Raw genomic sequence first — 18,206 nt, 5'->3', positions numbered from 1 at the left:
TTCGCCGGGCCACAGTAACCCCGGGCTCCAAAATTAGCCGCTTAGAGCGGCCCTGCGTCGTGAGGCGTTCTCTGTGGCTCGGCTTTTCTTCTGTCCGGGCACAATGCTGCACGACAGTACTGCGCCGCGAGACAACACCACGGTTTCTGAATGCCGACCAATCCCTTTGCGCAAGGGCACCGAATCACCCACCAGTGAAAGCAACCGACACAAGCCATTGTCGGCCCGCATCCACTGACTGAAGATTCGCTGCTGAACCCGAAAACTGCGATGAAGGAGCACAGGAACCTGTCATGCTTGTCCTTATGCCTCGTGAAGCTGATGTCGGCGTAACGCCCGAAGAACCCGGCGTGCCCGCCACAAGCCCGCAAGACCTACTCGAGCGTGTCTCCACCGGTGATCAAGCCGCTTTTAGCGAGCTCTACGACCAGATGGCTCCCCGAGTCTTTGGACTCGTCAAGAGGCTCCTGCGTGACCATTCGCAGTCCGAAGAAGTGACGCAAGAAATCTTCTTAGAGATCTGGCAAACCGCAACCCGTTTCGATTCGAACCGGGGCGCCGCGGTCAGCTGGATTCTCACCATGGCTCACCGCCGAACTGTTGACCGTGTGCGTGCATCACAGTCGTCTCGCGACCGTGACGTACGCATCGGCATCCGTGATCACAACCCGGACTACGATCACGTTTCAGAAACCATAGAAGTCCGACTCGAACACGAAAGGGTAGAGAAGGCCATGTCCCGACTGACTGAACTCCAGCGCCAAGCTGTTTCCCTTGCGTATTACGGCGGCTACAGCCACAGTGAGGTGGCGACCATGCTCAAGGTTCCTGTCGGCACTGTCAAAACCCGACTACGTGATGGAATGATCCGCTTACGCGACGAAATGGGGGTGGCATCATGAACGACCGCAACGACGACTTCGCCGCCCAATCTGGCGCCTACGCCCTCAACGCGTTAAGCCCAGAAGAACGCGAAGCATTCGAGAAGCACCTGGCCTCGTCCAGCGAAACTCGCACCGAAACCACTGAACTCTCTGACACAGCAGTAGCGCTCGGCCTGGCCGTTGACCCGGTCACGCCGCCGCCGGCGCTCAAGAACAACCTCATGGCGCTGATTGCGCAGACTCCGCAGTTGCCGCGCGAAGCCGACGTTGCTGCAGAAAGCGACGCCAACAGTGTGGATGCCGCATCCGCGCCACTCGCACACGTCACGCCGTTGGCGGCTTCGGCTGCGCTCGCGGCTGACGACTCGGCTGAGCAGTCAAGCACCGCGCCTGCTGCTCCGGCAACTCCCGCGGAGACCAAGGCTCAGGCCCGCTGGTTCACGCGTCCGGCTACGGCGCTCGCCGCAGTGGCTGCCGCCGTGGCGCTCATTGTTGCGGGTGGGGTGGTGGCTGATTCCATCGGTCGCTCAAGCATTGAGCAGTCCACTTTTGCGTCGCAGCAGGCTGACCAGCTTGCGGCAATTAATGCGGCGAGTGATTCGCAGCGGCTGGTTTCGACTGTTACGGGCGGCGCGACGGCTACCTTCGTGTGGTCGAGTGAACTCGCATCATCCGCAGTGATTGTGGATGGTCTTGAAGCGCTGCCCGCTGATCAGGTTTACGAACTCTGGTACATCGATGACTCTGGCGCTCGGCCGGCGGGTCTCATGGATGCCGCTGACGATGGTCCCACCTGGCGCGTGCTCGATGGCGAGATGGGTGCCGGCGATATCATCGGTGTCACGATCGAACCTCAGGGCGGCTCGGATGCACCAACCACCGATCCCATTGTTGTCTTCGAGAGCGCGTAAACTGTTGCTGAGTCGCTAACGCAGGCTGGCTCGCCCACGCAGCTGGCTCGCGTCACTCGCGAACTGTCGCACTCAGAGGAGCAATCATGATCGGCAGGGGAACCCAAGTTCTCCGGGCGCTGATCGTCGCTGCCTTCTCGGTCTTTGTTGCCGCAGCTGCTCACGTTTTTGGTGGCGGCAGCATGCCCAGCTGGGTTGCTCTCGTTCTCGCTCTTACTTTCGCGGCGCTCATCAGCATTCCGCTCATCGGAAAGCGGATGTCGCTTCCGCGCGTCGCCGTGGCGGTCACGATTGCTCAAACGCTCTTCCACACCGTCTTCGCGGTTATCGGCAATCCGGGCAACGTCGTGGCTCAGTCCAGCGGACACCACGACCTCGCGTTCACGGTCCTCGCTGGGTCGATTAACCATGGCTCGCACGGTGCGGGGGCGATGACCGCAGGGCACATTGTTGCCGGCATCATCACGATTGTGGCGCTGCGTCAGGGCGTGACCGCTCTCAGTTCGATTGCCGCGAGTGCTGGCCGCCACCTTCGTCACTTGTTCTCGACACAGGTTGTTCCGGTTGTTATCCGTCGCACGGTTGTTGCTAACGCCGTCTGCCGCGACGAGTTTGTGGCAACGCTTCAGTTATTACGTTCCGTTGTGAGCCGCAGAGGGCCACCGACCGTCAGCGCGGTCTTCTCCTAACCTTCTCTGCAGTGTGGCGGCTTCGTGCCGCCCCTGTGCGGTTGCGCGCACGCCCCTGATGGGCTGTGTGTGCCTCCGCGATGACAACGGAAAGCTGACAACTCAGATGACGTTTGTGCGTACTTATGCGCGCGTAGTCGGGGGAGTGGCTCTTGCTGCTCTGCTCGTATTCGCGATGCCTCAGACGGCTTTTGCCCACGATCAAATCATTGGGCAAGGTCCGAATGAGAACGAAGTGCTTGAGGTTGCCCCGAGCGAGATCGCTCTCGAATTTACGGGCGAGCTCATGGACATCACGCAACTTGCCATGGTGGTGGATGCCGACGGCACCGACTGGGGCAGTGGACCCATGCAGGTGACAGATCGCACCGCCATCCAGCCTCTGCTGCCTGACACGCCCGAGGGCAGCTATCAGGTGCGGTGGCGTGTGGTGTCGAGCGATGGCCACCCGATTTCGGGCAGTTTTGAATTCGCGGTTGGTCAGGAGACGCCGGGGGCAACTTTCGGCCTCGAAGAAGAAGCCTCGGAGCAAGAAGACACCGCAGCCTCAGCAACAGACAACTCGACAACGGGCATGAGTCCGCTCGTTGTTACCAGCCTCATCGGTGCCGGCAGCGGCATCGTCCTTTTTGCCGGAGTCATCGCAGCGCGATGGTTCTGGATTCGACGAAAGAAGTAATACAGAAATGATCCGCACCAAAAACACCTTTAGCCTCATCGCCGTTCTCGCGGCAGGGGCACTTGCTCTCGCCGGATGCTCGACCACAGCATCCACCGATGGCGACGACAGCATGGAGTCGACCGCCACTACTCTCACGACGTCCGACACGTGGGTCAAGGCAATCGACAGCGGCATGACGGCCGCGTTCGGCATGGTTGAAAACCCCACCGATCACGACATCACGATCGTGTCGGCGACCACGAGTGCCTCAGATATGACGGAACTCCACGAGACGCTGGAGAACGAATCGGGCGACATGGTCATGCAGCCGATCGAGGGTGGCTTCACCATTCCGGCGGGCGGAATGCTCATGCTTGAGCCCGGCGGAAACCACATCATGATCATGGGCGTTACTGACCCGATTCTTGCGGGAGATGACGTCACTGTCACCCTCACGCTCGATGATGGCAGCACGCTTGAGTTCACGGCTCCGGCCAAGGACTACTCCGGCGCCAACGAGAACTACGAGGGCGACGACGAGATGGACATGGACAACGGCGACACGGACCACGATGACATGGAGATGGACGAATAATTGTCTGAACCAGTAGAGCCTGACACTTCGCGTCGGCTCTCGCGGCGGCACCTCCTCTGGGGCGGTGCCGCTGCGGCGGGCGTCGGCGCGGCAACAGCAGCCGGAGTGAGCATCGTTGGTGGCACTTCGGGTTCGGTCGCACCGACGAGCTCTGGCGATGCCACGACTGCGGGTTTCACCCCGCAGGAGGCCTTTGAAAGTGCTGTGCCGTTTTATGGGGTGCACCAGGCTGGCATCGAAACGCCAGCCCAGTCAAACGCCGTCTTTATCGCGCTCGATCTACGCGACGATATCGACGCTGCTGGGTTGCGTCGCCTCATGAGCGTCGTGACGGATGACGCGGCTCGCCTCACGGCGGGGCAGCCTGCGTTGGCGGACTCCGAGCCTGAGCTCGCCGTCATCCCGGCGCAGCTCACGGTCACGTTCGGATTCGGTCCTCGCGTTGTCGAGCTGGCAGGCAAAGCTGCTCCCGAGTGGCTGCGCCCGCTTCCCGCCTTCGGTATTGACCAGCTCGATCCGGCGTACTGTGATGGCGATCTCCTCATCCAGATCGCTGCCAATGACCCTCTGACGGTCACTCACGCTGCGCGAATGCTGCTCAAGGATGCTCGGAGCTTTGCTCTGCCGCGGTGGTCGCAGAGCGGCTTCCGTCGCGCGGCGGGAGCCGAGAATCCCGCCGCCACGATGCGCAATCTGTTTGGTCAGCTCGATGGCACCGGAAATCCTTCGCCTGGCACCACCGAGTTCAGTGACGCTGTGTGGAGCACCGACGTTCCTTCGTGGCTGGAGGGTGGCACGAGTTTCGTGTTGCGCCGTATCGTCATGGATCTCGATGGCTGGGACAAGATCGACCGCCTCGGCCGCGAGGAGACGATCGGTCGCACCCTCGACACCGGTGCGCCCCTCACTGGCACCGTTGAGGGCGACGAACCCGACTTGGAGGCCAAAGACAGACTGGGCTTCCCTGTCATTCCCGCTTTCGCCCATGTTCGTCGGGCGAAAGAGAACGAGGCAGCAAACAAGATGTTCCGTCGTGGCTACAACTACGACGACACGGTGCTGACGGGCGCCGAGAGCGTCTCGAACTCGGGGCTGCTGTTCGCCGCATTCCAAGCGGATGTCGATAAGCAGTTCGTTCCCGTGCAGAAGGCTCTCGACACGCTTGACTTGCTCAACACGTGGACAACGCCCGTCGGGTCTGCGGTCTTTGCTATTCCGCCCGGCTGTCAGCAGGGTGGCTACATCGGAGACACCCTCTTTTAGAGCGTGCGAGCAGACAACGAGAACAGCCCCCGGCCAGCTGGCGCGGGGGCTGTTCTGTTGTGCTCAGGCGGCTCGTTAGCCGAACTTGCCCGAGACGTAGTCTTCGGTTGCTTGGATGCTGGGGTTCGAGAAGATCGTGGTGGTGTCGTCGTATTCGATGAGCTTGCCTGGCTGGCCGGTGCCCGCGATGTTGAAGAATGCGGTGCGGTCAGAGACTCGGGCGGCCTGCTGCATGTTGTGGGTCACGATCACGATCGTGTAGTCCTGCTTGAGTTCCTCGATGAGGTCTTCAATGGCCAGGGTCGAGATGGGGTCGAGGGCCGAACACGGCTCATCCATCAGTACGACGTCGGGCTTGACGGCGATGGCGCGCGCGATGCAGAGTCGTTGCTGCTGTCCACCAGAAAGTCCTGATCCTGGCTTGTCGAGGCGTTCTTTAACTTCTTGCCACAGGTTCGCCCCGATGAGGGACTGCTCGACGAGGTCGTCGGCGTCACTCTTGCTCATGCGGGAGTTGTTGAGCTTCACACCAGCAATCACGTTGTCGCGAATCGACATCGTGGGGAACGGGTTGGGGCGCTGGAAGACCATGCCCACTTGGCGGCGAACGCTTACGGGGTCAACACCGGGCGCGTAGAGGTTGTTGCCGTCAATGAGCACTTCACCCTCAACGTACGCACCGGGGATCACCTCGTGCATACGGTTCAGGGTGCGCAGGAACGTTGATTTGCCGCAACCAGACGGGCCGATGAAGGCGGTGACGGTGCGGGGCTCAATGGTGAGTGACACACCTTCTACAGCGCGAAACTTGCTGTAGTAGACGTTGAGGTCATTGACTTCGATGCGCTTAGACACGAGTGGGGGTTCCTTCGGTTATCGACCGGTCTTGGGGGCGAAGATCTTGGCGATGATGCGTGCCAGGAGGTTCAGTGCCATCACGATCAGGATGAGGGTGAGTGCTCCAGCCCACGCCCGATCGATGTAGGCCTGGGCGTCGGTGCCCTGAGAAATGTAGGAGCTGTACACGAATACAGGCAAGCTCTGCATCCGGTCGCTGAACAGCGAGTAGTTGAAGTTGTTGGTAAAGCCAGCGGCAACCAGCAGCGGGGCGGTTTCACCGATGACGCGGGCGATGGAGAGCATCACACCGGTCGTGATTCCGGCGATGGATGTCGGCAGCACAACCTTCAGAATGGTCAGCCACTTGGGCACGCCGAGTGCAAACGCAGCCTCACGCAGTTCGTTGGGCACGAGTCGCAGCATTTCTTCGCTCGAGCGCACGACCACGGGGATCATGAGCACCGACAGGGCGACTGCTCCGGCGATTCCGACGCGAACGCCGGGGCCGAAGAAGATCACGATGAGGGAGTAGGCGAAGAGACCGGCGACGATCGAGGGGATGCCGGTCATGACATCCACGAAGAAGGTGATCGCTTGGGCAAGACGACCGCGCCCGTATTCGACGAGGTAGATCGAGGTCATGAGCCCGATGGGCACCGAGATGATGCTTGCCGCGAGTGTCATTTGCAGGGTGCCGATGATGGCGTGGGCCGCACCGCCACCTTCGCCGACGACGTTACGCAGCGAGAGGGTGAAGAAGTCGAGGTCGAAGCGGGCAGCGCCGTTGATCGCCACGGTGTACAGCAGCGAGATGAGCGGCAGGAGCGCGATAACGAACGCGAGCGTAACCAGAGTCGTCACAAGGCGGTCTGTGGCGCGACGGTGGCCTTCAACGAGCCGTGAGACGGTCACGAGAACGACGCCGTAGAGCACGACGCCCAAAAGCACGGCGCCGACGACGTTGAATTCGGCTGCATCCTGGCCTGCTTGAACGAACAGGAAGATGATGACGAAAGTGGCAAGGCTGCTGATCAGGATGAGCAGGGGAGCCCAGCGGGGCAGTTGCCCGGCGGCGTAGGCGTTTTCGATGGGGCGCGCGGGTGTGGTGGTAGTCATCAGTTCGCTCCCGAGAATTCCTTGCGGCGGTTGACGATGTAGCGCGCGATCGTGTTGACGATCAGCGTGATGGCGAACAGGATCAGGCCTGTTGCGATCAGTACGTTCACATTGAGTCCGTAGGCCTCGGGGAAGCTCAGTGCGATGTTGGCGGCGATTGTCGACGGGTTAGTCGAGCTGATCACGTTGAAGGTGATGACGTTGGAGGCCGACAGCACCATCGCAACAGCCATGGTTTCGCCGAGGGCCCGACCGAGGCCGAGCATTGCTCCCGAGACGATGCCGGCGCGACCGAAGGGAAGCACCGCGATTTTGATCATTTCCCAGCGCGTGGCGCCGAGGGCGAGTGCAGCTTCTTCGTGCAGCACCGGGGTCTGGAGAAAGACTTCGCGGCAGATGGCGGTGATGATCGGCAGGATCATGACGGCGAGCACGATGGAAGCGGTGAGGATGGTGCGGCCGGTGCCAGAGGCAGGGCCGGCAAAGAAGGGGATCCAGCTGAGGTTATCGGCAAGCCACGCGTAGGCGGGCTGCACGCCGACGGCGAGAACGTTGCCACCCCAGAGGCCGAAGACTACGGAGGGCACTGCGGCAAGCAAGTCGATGATGTAACCGAGGGTTGCTGCCAGCGGGCGCGGCGCGTAGTGCGAGATGAAGAGCGCGATGCCGATGGCGATCGGTACGGCCATGATGAGGGCGAGGCCAGCTGACCAGAGCGTTCCGAAGACGAGCGGGCCGACATACGCCCAGAAGTTCGTTCCTTCAAGGAGCGTCGTCTTCTCGGGATCCGCGGTTATTCCGGGAACTCCCTGGATGACGAGGAAGGCAGCGACGGCGGCGAGAATCGCGAGGATGAGCGCGCCAGCGGTGAGGGCCGTACCTGAGAAGAGGCGGTCTCCGGGGCGCTGTTTCGCGCGAATACGGGCGGCCGCAGTCGAGGTCATGTGTCGAGTATCCCTTATCCCTGGCTTGGCTTAGTGCGTGATCTGTACTGCGTGGTGCTCACGGGGACTGCGCGGTGCGCCGGGCCCAGTGCAAAGTCTGCCCGACCCCGCTGCCAGTAGCAACGGGGTCGAAGCAGACTCGAGGTGTTACTTGATGGCGTCTACTGCAGCCTGAGCCTTCTCGAACAGCGTCGAGGAGATCGGAGCTGAACCAGCGGACTCTGCGGCAGTTGCCTGGCCTTCGTCGCTAATGATGTAGGACATGTAGGCCTTCACCAGGTCAACGTTGTCGCTTGATGCGTACTCGTTGCAACCGATGAGGTAGCTGATCAGGACGACCGGGTAGACACCCGATGCGTCGGAGGCGCGGTCGATCTCTACAGCGAAGTCGGTCTCGCCGCGGTCTGCTGCGAAGGGCGAGGCGTCAACGATTGCTGCTGCAGCTTCAGGCGAGTACGGCACGTACTCGTCGCCGACCTTGACAGCAACGATTCCGAGGTCACCGGCGCGCGATGCGTCGGCGTAGCCGATGGTTCCGGTTCCGTTGGTTACTGCGTCAACGAGACCAGAGGTCTGAGGAGCACCCTCGCCACCGAACTCGGTTGGCCAGGCTTCGATCGATCCGACGGTCCAGACCGACGAAGCTGCAGCCGACAGGTAGTCGGTGAAGTTCGCGGTCGTTCCCGAGTCATCAGCGCGGTGAACTGCGGTGATGCCGAGGTCGGGGAGGTCTACGCCATCGTTCTGGGAGACGATTGCATCGTCGCTCCAGTTGGTGATTTCACCCGTGAAGATGCCGGCGATCGTGTCAGCGTCGAGGTTGAGCGAGTCAATGCCGTCGATGTTGAAGATGATCGCGATGGGGGAGATGTAGGCCGGGATCTCGAGGATGCCGGTGCCGGGTACGCAAGATGCGAAGTTGTCTTCAGCGATTTCTTCGGCGCTGAATGCGCGGTCGGATCCAGCGAACTGGCTTCCGCCACCGATGAACGTGTCGCGTCCTCCACCAGAACCGATGGGGTCGTACTCGACCGTGACGTTCTCGTTGGCCGTCTGGAATCCAGCAACCCAGGCCTCCTGGGCTGACTGCTGCGACGAAGCTCCGGCGCCAACGAGGGTGCCAGTGAGGTCGGACATGTTCTCATCGCTGCTGCCGTCTTCGGCTGCTGTTGCGCAGGAGGAGAGGAGGATCGTGCCTGCGATAGCAATGGCACCGATGGTGCCAAGACGCTTGAAGTTCACAGTTTTCCCTTCGGAATGTTGATTACAGGTTTCAGGTCGGTGCGACCCAAATAGAAAACTTAGGCACGGCAGGTAGCCACCTTCGCCCGGTTAGGTAAACGGGAGGTAAACGCCGAATCAACATGAGAAGGGTGAGCCCCGGTTTCGCGGGGATGACGACGGGGAGGAGCTGTAAATTACTTCATCGCGGCTACGGCGGCCAACGCTTTCTCGTAGAGCGAGTCCGAGATGGGGGCCGAACCGGCAGACGCGGCAGCAGCCTGCTGACCTTCGGGACTGATCACGTAGTTCAAGTAGCCCTTAATGACATCCAGCCGGTCGGTGGCAGCATATTCGTTGCAGGCGATGAGGTAGCTGATGAGCACAACCGGGTACACGCCGCTGGCGGTGGATGCTCGGTCAATGTCGACCGCAAAGTCTGTGTCGCCACGGCCTTCCCCAAACGGCGAGACATCGACAATCGCTGCGGCGGCTTCTGCCGAGTAGGAGACGTACTCGTCACCGACCTTCACGGCGACGGTGCCGAGGTCACCGGCGCGCGAGGCATCGGCGTAGCCAATCGTTCCCGTTCCGTTGGTGACAGCATCCACGACACCGGATGTTTGCGGTGCCGCTTCACCGCCGTACTCGAGCGGCCATTTCTCGATTGAGCCAACCGTCCAGGCGTCGGGTGCTGCGCCAGAGAGGTAGTCGGTGAAGTTGGCGGTGGTGCCCGAGTCATCGGCGCGGTGTACGGCGGTGATGTTCAGGCTGGGCAGCTCAACGGTGGGATTTTGCTCGGCGATGGCCGCGTCATCCCACTGATCGATCTCGCCCGTAAAGATGCCAGCGATGGTCTCGGCGTCGAGGTTGAGCGAGTCGATCCCCTCGAGGTTGAAGATGATGGCGATCGGTGAAATATAGGCAGGGATTTCAAGGATGCCGGTGCCGGGCACGCACGAAACGAAGTCGGCTTCGGCGATTTCTTCGACCTTGAATGCGCGGTCGGATGCCGCGAACACTGCGCCACCACCGATGAAGGTGTCGCGTCCTCCTCCGGAGCCGATGGGGTCGTATTCGACCGTTGCCGCCACGTTGGCGAGCTGGAAACCTCGAACCCATGCCTCTTGCGCTGCCTGCTGTGACGAGGCGCCGGCGCCGATGATGGTGCCGGAGGGGCCAGACGCGTCGCTAAGGTCGGTGGGTACACACCCGGTGAGCGCGAGTGCGCTGGTCATCGCGATGATGCTGACGGTGCCGAGGCGGGTGAACTTCACTGGGGTCCCTTCGAGAAAATGACGTGCACGTCATTGTCTCGCGAATTCCCTAGTAATTCACCGCCCGGCAACCTTGATGGCCTGCAGGGTGGGCAGGCTTGACTTAGGACTCGTGGGTCTCTACCGCTACGAGGCGCGGTTTTTTGGCATCGCGGGCGAAGTGCAGCACCGAAAAATCACCGGTATTGAGCAGGGCCGCTGCGCGCAACTGGGAGTCGGGCTTTGCCTGGGCGGCTTCGGCGAGCGCCCCCACTATCTGTGGCAATACGGGCCCGTGACTACACATCACGGCGGTCTGCTGCTTCTTGAGTCGCTTGGCGACGAGGGCGGTCACCGCTTTGCCGTTGCTCGCGTAGGCGTCTTGGCTCAGATCATCGGTCGCTTTGATTTCGAGTTCGGTGCGTTGCGCGAGCGGGGTGATTGTGGCGAGGCAGCGCGCTGCGGTGCTGCTCAGGATGCGGTCGGGGGCGAAAGCAGCAATGCTCCCGGCGATGGTGGCAGCCTGGTCTGTTCCGCGGTGCATGAGCGGGCGGGTGGCATCCGGTCCGTCCCAGGTTTCCCCGGGAACGGCTTTGCCGTGGCGAACGGCGATCATCGCAAAGGTGCGCGCGTTACCGGCGTCGTAGACGGCCGCGAAGCGATCGAGAATGTCAATGTCGTGCGTGTAGCTGACCTTTTTGCGTGCTTTTGCCAGCGATAACCATTCGAGCGAGGAGATTTCGCCGTTGGGGGTGAACTTGGCGCGCTCAAGAATGTGGTCGTTCACTTCGGCAGCCCAGTAGTGCACATACTTGTCGCGGCCGTTAGCGAGTGTGTAGTGCACGTCGCCGAGTGGCACCCCGAGATCGACGGTTAACCCGGTCTCTTCGAAGATCTCGCGCACAGCGGTCTCCGGCAGCATCTCACCAGGGTCGAGCTTGCCCTTGGGCAGCGAGACGTCCTTGTGAACGGTGCGATGCACGAGCAACACTCGCGGTTTGCCGTCGACAACGCGCCAGCAGACTATGCCTGCGGCGAGGACCGGAGTGTTCGCGGCGCTCACCGGCGAGACCCTCCTCGTTTGCGCTGCGTTATTCGCTTCATAAGAACATTCTGCATGTCATTGAGGGGTTCACCGGTCTCTGAACGGCCGTGGCGCACCCAATCGCCTGCCGCATCGAGCCACCACGAGGAGGTCTCTTCGTCGACGGCGAGGTCGAACATGTACTCGAGTTCAGCGATGTCGTCGGGTTCGACGATGCGCACAAGGGCTTCAACGCGACGGTCGAGGTTGCGGTGCATCATGTCAGAACTGCCGATGTACACCTGAGGGTCTCCGCTGTTGTGGAACGCAAATACTCGCGAGTGCTCCAAGTAGCGACCGAGGACCGAGCGCACCCGAATGTTTTCGCTAAGGCCGGGAACTCCCGCCCGCAGGGAACAAATCCCGCGCACCACGATGTCGATCGGAACGCCAGCATTGCTCGCCCGGTAGAGCGCGTCAATGATCGCCTCATCCACCATCGAGTTCAATTTGATGCGGATGCCTGATGGCAGGCCTTCGCGAGCGTTGGCGGCTTCGTTCTCAATCTGCTTGATGAGGCCCTTGCGCAGATGGCGCGGAGCCACCAGAAGCCGCTTGAACTTCTTTTCGATCGCGTACCCCGAGAGCTCGTTGAAGAGTCTCGTGAGGTCTTTTCCGACTTGATCGTCGGCCGTGAGCAGCCCCAGGTCTTCATAGAGGCGGCTGGTCTTCGGGTTGTAGTTTCCCGTGCCGATGTGGGCGTAGTGACGAAGCTTGCCCTCTTCTTGGCGCACCACGAGCGCTAGCTTGCAGTGGGTTTTGAGGCCGACGAGTCCGTACACGACGTGCACTCCGGCTTTCTCGAGCTTGCGAGCCCACGAGATGTTCGCGGTCTCGTCGAAGCGGGCCTTGATCTCGACAAGTGCCAGAACCGCTTTCCCGGCCTCAGCAGCGTCAATGAGTGCCTCGACGATGGGGCTGTCACCACTCGTGCGATACAGCGTCTGCTTGATGGCCAGCACGTTGGGGTCAGCGGCGGCCTGCTCGAGGAACGCCTGAACACTCGTGGAGAACGACTCATAGGGGTGGTGCAGCAGGATGTCTTTGCGTGCGATCGCTCGGAAGATATCCGCCCGCTCATTGCCCTCGGTCGGCATGAGGCTGCGACTCGTGATCGGCACGTGGCGCGGATACTTCAGCTTGGGTCGGTCGATGCCGGCGAGCTGAAAGAGTCCGCTGAGATTCAGCGGTGCCGGAAGGCGATAGACCTCTTGCTCGGTGATCTTGAGCTCGCGAACGAGCAAGCCGAGCGTGACGTCATCCATGTCGTCGGTGATTTCGAGCCGGATGGGCGGCCCAAAGCGACGGTTGAGAATCTGCTTCTCGAGCGACTTGATGAGGTTCTCCGACTCATCTTCGTCAACGTTGACATCTTCGTTGCGGGTAACGCGAAACTCGTGGTGCGCCAGAATCTCCATACCGGGGAACAGGGCGCCCAGGTGATTGGAGATCAGATCTTCGAGCGGGATGTAGCGCAGCTGGTCGCTGCCATCATCCGGCAATTGGATGAAGCGCGGCAGAACGCTCGGCACTTTCAGGCGCGCGAACTCTTCTTTTTGGGTCTTCGGGTTACGCACTCGAATCGACAGGTTGAGCGAGAGCCCCGAAATGTAGGGGAACGGATGCGCGGGGTCGACCGCCAGCGGCATCAGCACGGGAAAAATCTGATTGGAGAAGATGTCGTGAACGCGCTCGCGGTCTTCCGGCCCGAGATCGGCCCACGTTTCGATATGGATGCCCTCGGAATCCAGTGCAGGCTTCACACTGTTGCGAAACTCGGCAGCGTGGCGCTCTTGCAGGGCGTGGGCGGCCGCACTCAGTTCTTCGAGAACCTCTGCCGGCGCCCGGCCGGTGTTGCTTGGCACGGCAAGCCCGGTGTCGATACGGCGCTTGAGGCCAGCAACGCGCACCATGAAAAACTCATCGAGGTTGCTCGCAAAGATGGCCAAGAAGTTGGCGCGTTCGAGCAGTGGCAGAGACTCGTCTTCGGCTAGTTCGAGCACGCGCTGGTTGAAGGCTAGCCAGCTCAATTCCCGATCAAGGTAGCGATCGTAAATCAGTGTTCCATCATCAACACTCGACGACTCGTCATTGTCGTACTCGTCAAGCGAGTCCGTTGCAGAGCTCGGGTCGACGATCGCGGTCTCGTTGTCCATCCCCTCATCCTGCCACTGAGTGATGAACAACTGATTAACTCCGCCCACACTGGGAGGCAGTTGATAGGGCTTTGCTAGACAGCGATACTTTGCTGATCGAGGTCGGCGGTGGAACTAGTAACTACATCTACGGCGGGGGCTTTTTCTGTCTCTTCCGCGATATTGAAGCAGTAACCAACGTTGCGTACGGTGCCGATGAGCGATTCGAGATCCCCGAGCTTGGCGCGCAAGCGACGCACGTGCACGTCTACCGTGCGGGTTCCACCGAAGTAGTCGTAACCCCAGACTTCGCTCAAGAGCTGCTCACGCGTGAAAACATGCGAGGGGTGTGAGGCCAAGAAGCGCAGCAATTCGAACTCTTTGAAGGTGAGGTCGAGAGAGCGGTCGCGCGCCTTCGCCGAGTAGCTGGCTTCGTCGATGACGATTCCGGATGCTCGAATCTTCGAGGCAGAACTCTCACCTTCGCGGCGGGCCAGTGCCAACCGGATGCGAGCATCCACTTCGGCTGGTCCGGCACCTGCAACGAGGAAATCGTCGATGTGCCATTGGTGATTGACTGCCGCCAGGCCGCCGTCGGTGACAATGGCGAACAACGGAACCGCAATTCCGCTGGAATTGAGCACGTTGCACAGCCCTTTGGCTGCCGCAAGATTTGTGGTCGCGTCGACCATGATGAGGTCTGTCGTTGGGGCGGCAACAAGAGTTGCAGGCGCAGCAACGACTACCTCCACCGTATGGCTGAGCAATCCCAGGGCTGGGAGCGGTTCAACGTCGGGCGCAGAGCTAAGCATCAAGATGTGTGCCATATGGCCTCCCCACTGCGTGAAAGAAATTCTAGCGCGTGCTCGCGCTCTCCCTTGACGGGGCCCGGCTTCGCCCATTCGTCGATACGATGGGGAGCATGACTTGGCAAAAGTGGAGCGTCGTGCCCGTATGGGCATTAAGTCTTATCGGTGCCGTCATTATTGGTGTCTTCGAGGCACCGGAGCTGCGGGTGACGTGGCTGGCGATCGTGCTGGCGGCCTGCGTCATTCTTACTTTCGTTATCCAGTTGATAATTCACCGCAAAGAGGGATTCGTGGCGCGAGCCACCGCCAGCATGGTTGGCGCGCTTGTCATCGTCGCGGCCGCTACCGCGATTTTCGCTCTGATTTAGTGCGGTTCGGCTGCACAGGGATAGGATTAGTACATGCTTCTCGCACTTGAGCTCTTCTTCGTCGGCCTTCTCGGTCTCGCGACGCTGTCAATCGGCTACGTGTCGGTTGTCGTTGTCTACAACCTCTTTCGCGGCCAGCGCTAACCGCGCCGCATCGTGATTGAGCTAGACACCTCCGGCCCCGCTGAACTCGCGCCACTTTCGTGGCTCGTTGGACTGTGGGAAGGCACTGGCATCGTCGACTATAAGTTCGGCGAAGAGTCACGCAGCGTCGAATTTGGGCAGCGCATCAGCTTCACTCACGACGGTCTTCCGCACCTCAACTACAACTCGTACACGTGGTTGCTTGACGACAAGCAAACTCCGCACGTCACCGAAACCGGGTACTGGCGACTTCGCCGTCCCGCCACCGAGGGAGACCCCGGTCCCGGCCTGTTGCCCGCGATCGGCGAACGCCCCTACGGCACGGCTGACGACGTCGAAACGCTGCGCACAGCCGACGGCGGCTTCGAAATCGAAGTATCGATCGTGCATCCAAGTGGCATCAACGAGTTTTATATCGGCGAAGTGAAAGGGCCACGCATCGATCTGGCTACCGACGCCGTGATGCGCACCGAAAGCGCCAAAGAGTACACGGCAGCTACTCGCATGTTCGGCCTCGTGGAAGGCCACTTGCTCTGGGCGTGGGATATTGCCGCGCTCGGCCAAGATCTCCGCACGCACGCTTCAGGAAGACTCGCTCGTGTCGAATAATTCCTTTGCGGCTCGGCCCGGCGCGGTCGGAACCCCTCCCGAGCATTACGGAAACCCGTTTGGCGAGCAACGCGCTCTTGTCGAGGGGCGTTCCATTGTCGAGCTTGCCGACCGCGCAGTCATCACGATCACCGGTCCCGACCGGCTCACGTGGCTCGACTCTCTGACGACACAGTCGCTCAAGGGGCTTCAGCCCGGAGAGAGCGCCGAAACGCTGTTGTTGAACCCCAACGGTCGCGTTGAGCACGCCATGCGCCTTGTCGACGACGGCGAGACCGTCTGGTTGCTTGTCGATGGTTCGCAACGCGAGGCCCTCGCCGCCTGGTTCGATCGCATGCGCTTCATGCTGCGCGTCGAAATTGCCGACCGCAGCGACGACTTCATGACGATTGGCAGTTTCGGCACCTCGCTTGAGCTTCCCGTTGCCGTATCGCGCGACACCGCACTTGACTGGCACGATCCGTGGGCAACCGTGACTCGTGGCGGGCACCAGTACTCCACAACTGATGCGCACCCGGCTGCCACCTGGAACTACCGTGAATCACTCGTCGCAGCCGACGCCGACCTCAGCGGTTTCGCCGCCGCAGGATCGCTCGCCGTCGACGCACTCCGCATTGCTGCCTGGCGCCCGGGCTACAGCTCCGAAGTCGACGACCGTACTATCCCGCACGAACTCGACTGGATGCGCTCCGCCGTGCACCTCAACAAGGGTTGCTACCGCGGGCAAGAGACAGTGGCCAAGGTGCACAACCTTGGGCACCCGCCTCGTCGCCTTGTGATGCTGCACCTCGACGGCTCTGAGGGCGCGCTACCCGAAGCGGGTGCCGAAGTGAAACTGGGCGAAAAGACTGTCGGCAGCGTCACCGCTTCCGCACGACACTTTGAGCTGGGACCCATCGCTCTCGCCGTGATCAAACGGGGAGTGAATGCCGCGGAGACTCTGGCTGTTGCCTCCGACATCGGTGAGATCGCCGCAGCGCAAGAAGTGATCGTTCCGCCTGACGCGGGTGCCGAAGCCAACGTGCCGCGCCTGCCTCGGCTCGGAGCCGTCACTCGCGGCTAGCACCATCCATTCGCTGTCCACAGTCCAAGCGACTCTGAACGTTCATTGCGAGTGACCTGTCATGGATGCACGTAACGTCGCTGTTCTCGGTACTCTTGAGGTATGACTCACACCCTGATTTTGTTGCGCCACGGCAACTCCGAATGGAACCAAAAGAACCTCTTCACCGGATGGGTGGATGTCGGGCTCACCGATCAAGGCCGCACCGAAGCGAACCGCGCAGGCGAGCTCATCGCCGCGTTCGACAAGCAGCCTGACGTTCAGTACACCTCGCTGTTGAAGCGTGCGATCCACACCGCAAACATCGCGTTGCAGGTCGCTGACCTCGACTGGCTGCCCGTGAAGCGCTCATGGCGACTCAATGAACGCCACTACGGCGCTCTGCAGGGTAAAGACAAGGCGCAGACTCTCGAAGAGTTTGGCGAAGAGAAGTTCATGACCTGGCGTCGTAGCTTTGACGTGCCGCCGCCCCCGCTCGACGACGATGCTGAGTACAGCCAGGTTCACGACCGCCGCTACGTCGGCATCGACGGTGAGATCCCTCGCACCGAGAGCCTCAAGCTCGTGATCGACCGCATGTTGCCCTACTGGGAGTCGGACATCACCAAGGACCTCGCCGCAGGCAAGACCGTGCTCGTCACCGCCCACGGCAACTCGCTGCGCGCGCTCGTGAAGCACCTCGATGGCATCTCGGATGACGACATCGCGAGCCTCAACATCCCGACCGGTATCCCGTTGGTGTACGAACTCGACGACAACTTCATGCCGATCAAGCCGGCCTACTACCTCGACCCCGAAGCAGCAGCAGCCGGTGCTGCCGCTGTTGCGTCGCAGGGCAAAAAGTAGCCTTCAGCCCCACGCACGCTTAACGCACAAAGCCCCGACGAGAACGAATCTCGTCGGGGCTTTGTCGCGGAGTGACGGGGTTAGTCGTCTGTCGGAACCCAGTCGCCGGTAGCAAGGTACTGAACCTTCTTGGCGATGGAGACCGCGTGGTCTGCGAAGCGCTCGTGGTAGCGAGACGCCAGAGTGGCATCGACGGTATCAACCGCTGCGCCCTTCCACGTCTCACCGAGCACCTTGTCGAAGACGCTCAAGTGCAGCGCGTCGATCTTGTCGTCGTCGTTGCGAATCTCTTCAGCAACGCGCACGTCTTCATGCTTGAGCAGCTCGACCAGCTTGTTGGCGACCGCGACATCGAGTGCACCGAGTTCTGCGAAGGTTCCTCGCAGCGACTTCGGCACAACCTTGTCGGGGAAGCGGTAACGCGCAAGCTGAGCAATGTGCTCAGCCATGTCACCCATGCGCTCGAGTGAAGCGCTGATGCGCAGGGCGCTCACTACAATCCTCAAGTCGCGGGCGACTGGTTGTTGACGAGCGAGGATATTGATCGCAAGCTCATCGAGTTCGGCTGCCGCCGCATCAATCTGGTCGTCGTCTGCGATCACTGTTTCTGCCAGTGATACATCCGACTCATTAAATGCTTTTGTGGCGTTGTCGATCGACACCGCCACCAGGCTGGCAATTTCCACGAGGCGATCTTGCACCTCGCGTAGTTCTTGTTGAAATACTTCGCGCACGCTATCTACGTCCCTTCGATACGGGCATGACGAA

The 18,206-nt window shown here is 61.0% G+C and carries 19 protein-coding genes; 10 read left to right on the top strand and 9 right to left on the bottom strand.

Annotated elements, in window-relative coordinates:
• The first annotated feature begins 293 nt into the window (after nt 1–293).
• The 6 genes from ACWFSR_RS11305 to ACWFSR_RS11280 all read left to right on the top strand — a co-directional run bounded on the left by ACWFSR_RS11305 (nt 294) and on the right by ACWFSR_RS11280 (nt 5,003).
• Nucleotides 294–902 carry a sigma-70 family RNA polymerase sigma factor gene (locus tag ACWFSR_RS11305; protein ID WP_447522401.1) on the top strand — a complete coding sequence of 203 codons (609 nt, stop codon included), beginning with the start codon at nt 294–296 and terminating at the stop codon, nt 900–902.
• A complete protein-coding gene (locus ACWFSR_RS11300) occupies nt 899–1,795 on the top strand; it encodes an anti-sigma factor (protein ID WP_447522400.1) in 897 nt (298 codons plus the stop codon). Before ACWFSR_RS11305 ends, ACWFSR_RS11300 begins: the two co-directional genes overlap by 4 nt.
• A gap of 86 nt (nt 1,796–1,881) precedes the next feature.
• Nucleotides 1,882–2,484 carry a hypothetical protein gene (locus tag ACWFSR_RS11295; RefSeq protein WP_447522399.1) on the top strand — a complete coding sequence of 201 codons (603 nt, stop codon included), beginning with the start codon at nt 1,882–1,884 and terminating at the stop codon, nt 2,482–2,484.
• A 106-nt stretch (nt 2,485–2,590) separates the two neighbouring features.
• Nucleotides 2,591–3,163 (top strand): copper resistance CopC family protein, encoded by a 573-nt coding sequence (locus ACWFSR_RS11290; protein ID WP_447522398.1) that lies wholly within the window; start codon nt 2,591–2,593, stop codon nt 3,161–3,163.
• Between the two features lie 7 nt (nt 3,164–3,170).
• Nucleotides 3,171–3,740 carry a copper chaperone PCu(A)C gene (locus tag ACWFSR_RS11285; protein WP_197109545.1) on the top strand — a complete coding sequence of 190 codons (570 nt, stop codon included), beginning with the start codon at nt 3,171–3,173 and terminating at the stop codon, nt 3,738–3,740.
• Nucleotides 3,741–5,003 carry a Dyp-type peroxidase gene (locus ACWFSR_RS11280; protein ID WP_447522397.1) on the top strand — a complete coding sequence of 421 codons (1,263 nt, stop codon included), beginning with the start codon at nt 3,741–3,743 and terminating at the stop codon, nt 5,001–5,003. It abuts the gene before it with no gap.
• A 75-nt stretch (nt 5,004–5,078) separates the two neighbouring features.
• Here the strand turns inward: ACWFSR_RS11280 and pstB are convergent, their stop codons facing one another.
• The 8 genes from pstB to ACWFSR_RS11240 all read right to left on the bottom strand — a co-directional run bounded on the left by pstB (nt 5,079) and on the right by ACWFSR_RS11240 (nt 14,426).
• Entirely contained in the window at nt 5,079–5,858 is a 780-nt protein-coding gene (pstB, locus tag ACWFSR_RS11275; protein WP_197106326.1) for a phosphate ABC transporter ATP-binding protein PstB, read from the bottom strand.
• A gap of 18 nt (nt 5,859–5,876) precedes the next feature.
• Nucleotides 5,877–6,959, bottom strand: coding sequence for a phosphate ABC transporter permease PstA (gene pstA / locus ACWFSR_RS11270; protein WP_197106325.1), 1,083 nt, complete (start codon nt 6,957–6,959; stop codon nt 5,877–5,879).
• Nucleotides 6,959–7,903 carry a phosphate ABC transporter permease subunit PstC gene (gene pstC / locus ACWFSR_RS11265; RefSeq protein ID WP_197106324.1) on the bottom strand — a complete coding sequence of 315 codons (945 nt, stop codon included), beginning with the start codon at nt 7,901–7,903 and terminating at the stop codon, nt 6,959–6,961. The genes pstA and pstC overlap by 1 nt, the downstream gene beginning before the upstream one ends.
• A gap of 147 nt (nt 7,904–8,050) precedes the next feature.
• Entirely contained in the window at nt 8,051–9,145 is a 1,095-nt protein-coding gene (locus tag ACWFSR_RS11260) for a phosphate ABC transporter substrate-binding protein PstS (protein WP_197106323.1), read from the bottom strand.
• 176 nt (nt 9,146–9,321) lie between these two features.
• On the bottom strand, nt 9,322–10,401 hold the full coding sequence (locus ACWFSR_RS11255; protein ID WP_197109547.1) for a phosphate ABC transporter substrate-binding protein PstS: 1,080 nt from the start codon (nt 10,399–10,401) through the stop codon (nt 9,322–9,324).
• Nucleotides 10,402–10,504: 103 nt separating this feature from the next.
• Entirely contained in the window at nt 10,505–11,443 is a 939-nt protein-coding gene (locus ACWFSR_RS11250) for an NUDIX hydrolase (RefSeq protein WP_447522396.1), read from the bottom strand.
• Nucleotides 11,440–13,620 carry an RNA degradosome polyphosphate kinase gene (locus ACWFSR_RS11245; RefSeq protein ID WP_197106320.1) on the bottom strand — a complete coding sequence of 727 codons (2,181 nt, stop codon included), beginning with the start codon at nt 13,618–13,620 and terminating at the stop codon, nt 11,440–11,442. Before ACWFSR_RS11245 ends, ACWFSR_RS11250 begins: the two co-directional genes overlap by 4 nt.
• Before the next feature lie 74 nt (nt 13,621–13,694).
• Nucleotides 13,695–14,426 carry a response regulator transcription factor gene (locus tag ACWFSR_RS11240; protein WP_197106319.1) on the bottom strand — a complete coding sequence of 244 codons (732 nt, stop codon included), beginning with the start codon at nt 14,424–14,426 and terminating at the stop codon, nt 13,695–13,697.
• 95 nt (nt 14,427–14,521) lie between these two features.
• Between ACWFSR_RS11240 and ACWFSR_RS11235 the strand changes: the two genes are divergently transcribed.
• The 4 genes from ACWFSR_RS11235 (at nt 14,522) to ACWFSR_RS11220 (ending at nt 17,438) form a co-directional block, all read left to right on the top strand.
• A complete protein-coding gene (locus ACWFSR_RS11235; protein ID WP_197106318.1) occupies nt 14,522–14,776 on the top strand; it encodes a hypothetical protein in 255 nt (84 codons plus the stop codon).
• A 156-nt stretch (nt 14,777–14,932) separates the two neighbouring features.
• Complete coding sequence (locus ACWFSR_RS11230) at nt 14,933–15,529, top strand: nitrobindin family protein (RefSeq protein WP_197109549.1); 597 nt, start codon at nt 14,933–14,935, stop codon at nt 15,527–15,529.
• Nucleotides 15,519–16,592, top strand: coding sequence for a CAF17-like 4Fe-4S cluster assembly/insertion protein YgfZ (ygfZ, locus tag ACWFSR_RS11225; RefSeq protein ID WP_197109550.1), 1,074 nt, complete (start codon nt 15,519–15,521; stop codon nt 16,590–16,592). The genes ACWFSR_RS11230 and ygfZ overlap by 11 nt, the downstream gene beginning before the upstream one ends.
• Nucleotides 16,593–16,694: 102 nt before the next feature.
• Nucleotides 16,695–17,438, top strand: a complete 744-nt coding sequence (locus ACWFSR_RS11220) for a phosphoglyceromutase (protein WP_197106315.1) — start codon at nt 16,695–16,697, stop codon at nt 17,436–17,438.
• Between the two features lie 80 nt (nt 17,439–17,518).
• Here the strand turns inward: ACWFSR_RS11220 and phoU are convergent, their stop codons facing one another.
• Nucleotides 17,519–18,172 carry a phosphate signaling complex protein PhoU gene (gene phoU / locus ACWFSR_RS11215; RefSeq protein WP_197106314.1) on the bottom strand — a complete coding sequence of 218 codons (654 nt, stop codon included), beginning with the start codon at nt 18,170–18,172 and terminating at the stop codon, nt 17,519–17,521.
• Nucleotides 18,173–18,206: the final 34 nt, after the last annotated feature.

The organism is Salinibacterium sp. NYA9b (assembly GCF_976973725.1).
This window is presented reverse-complemented; position numbering and strand designations above follow the sequence as displayed.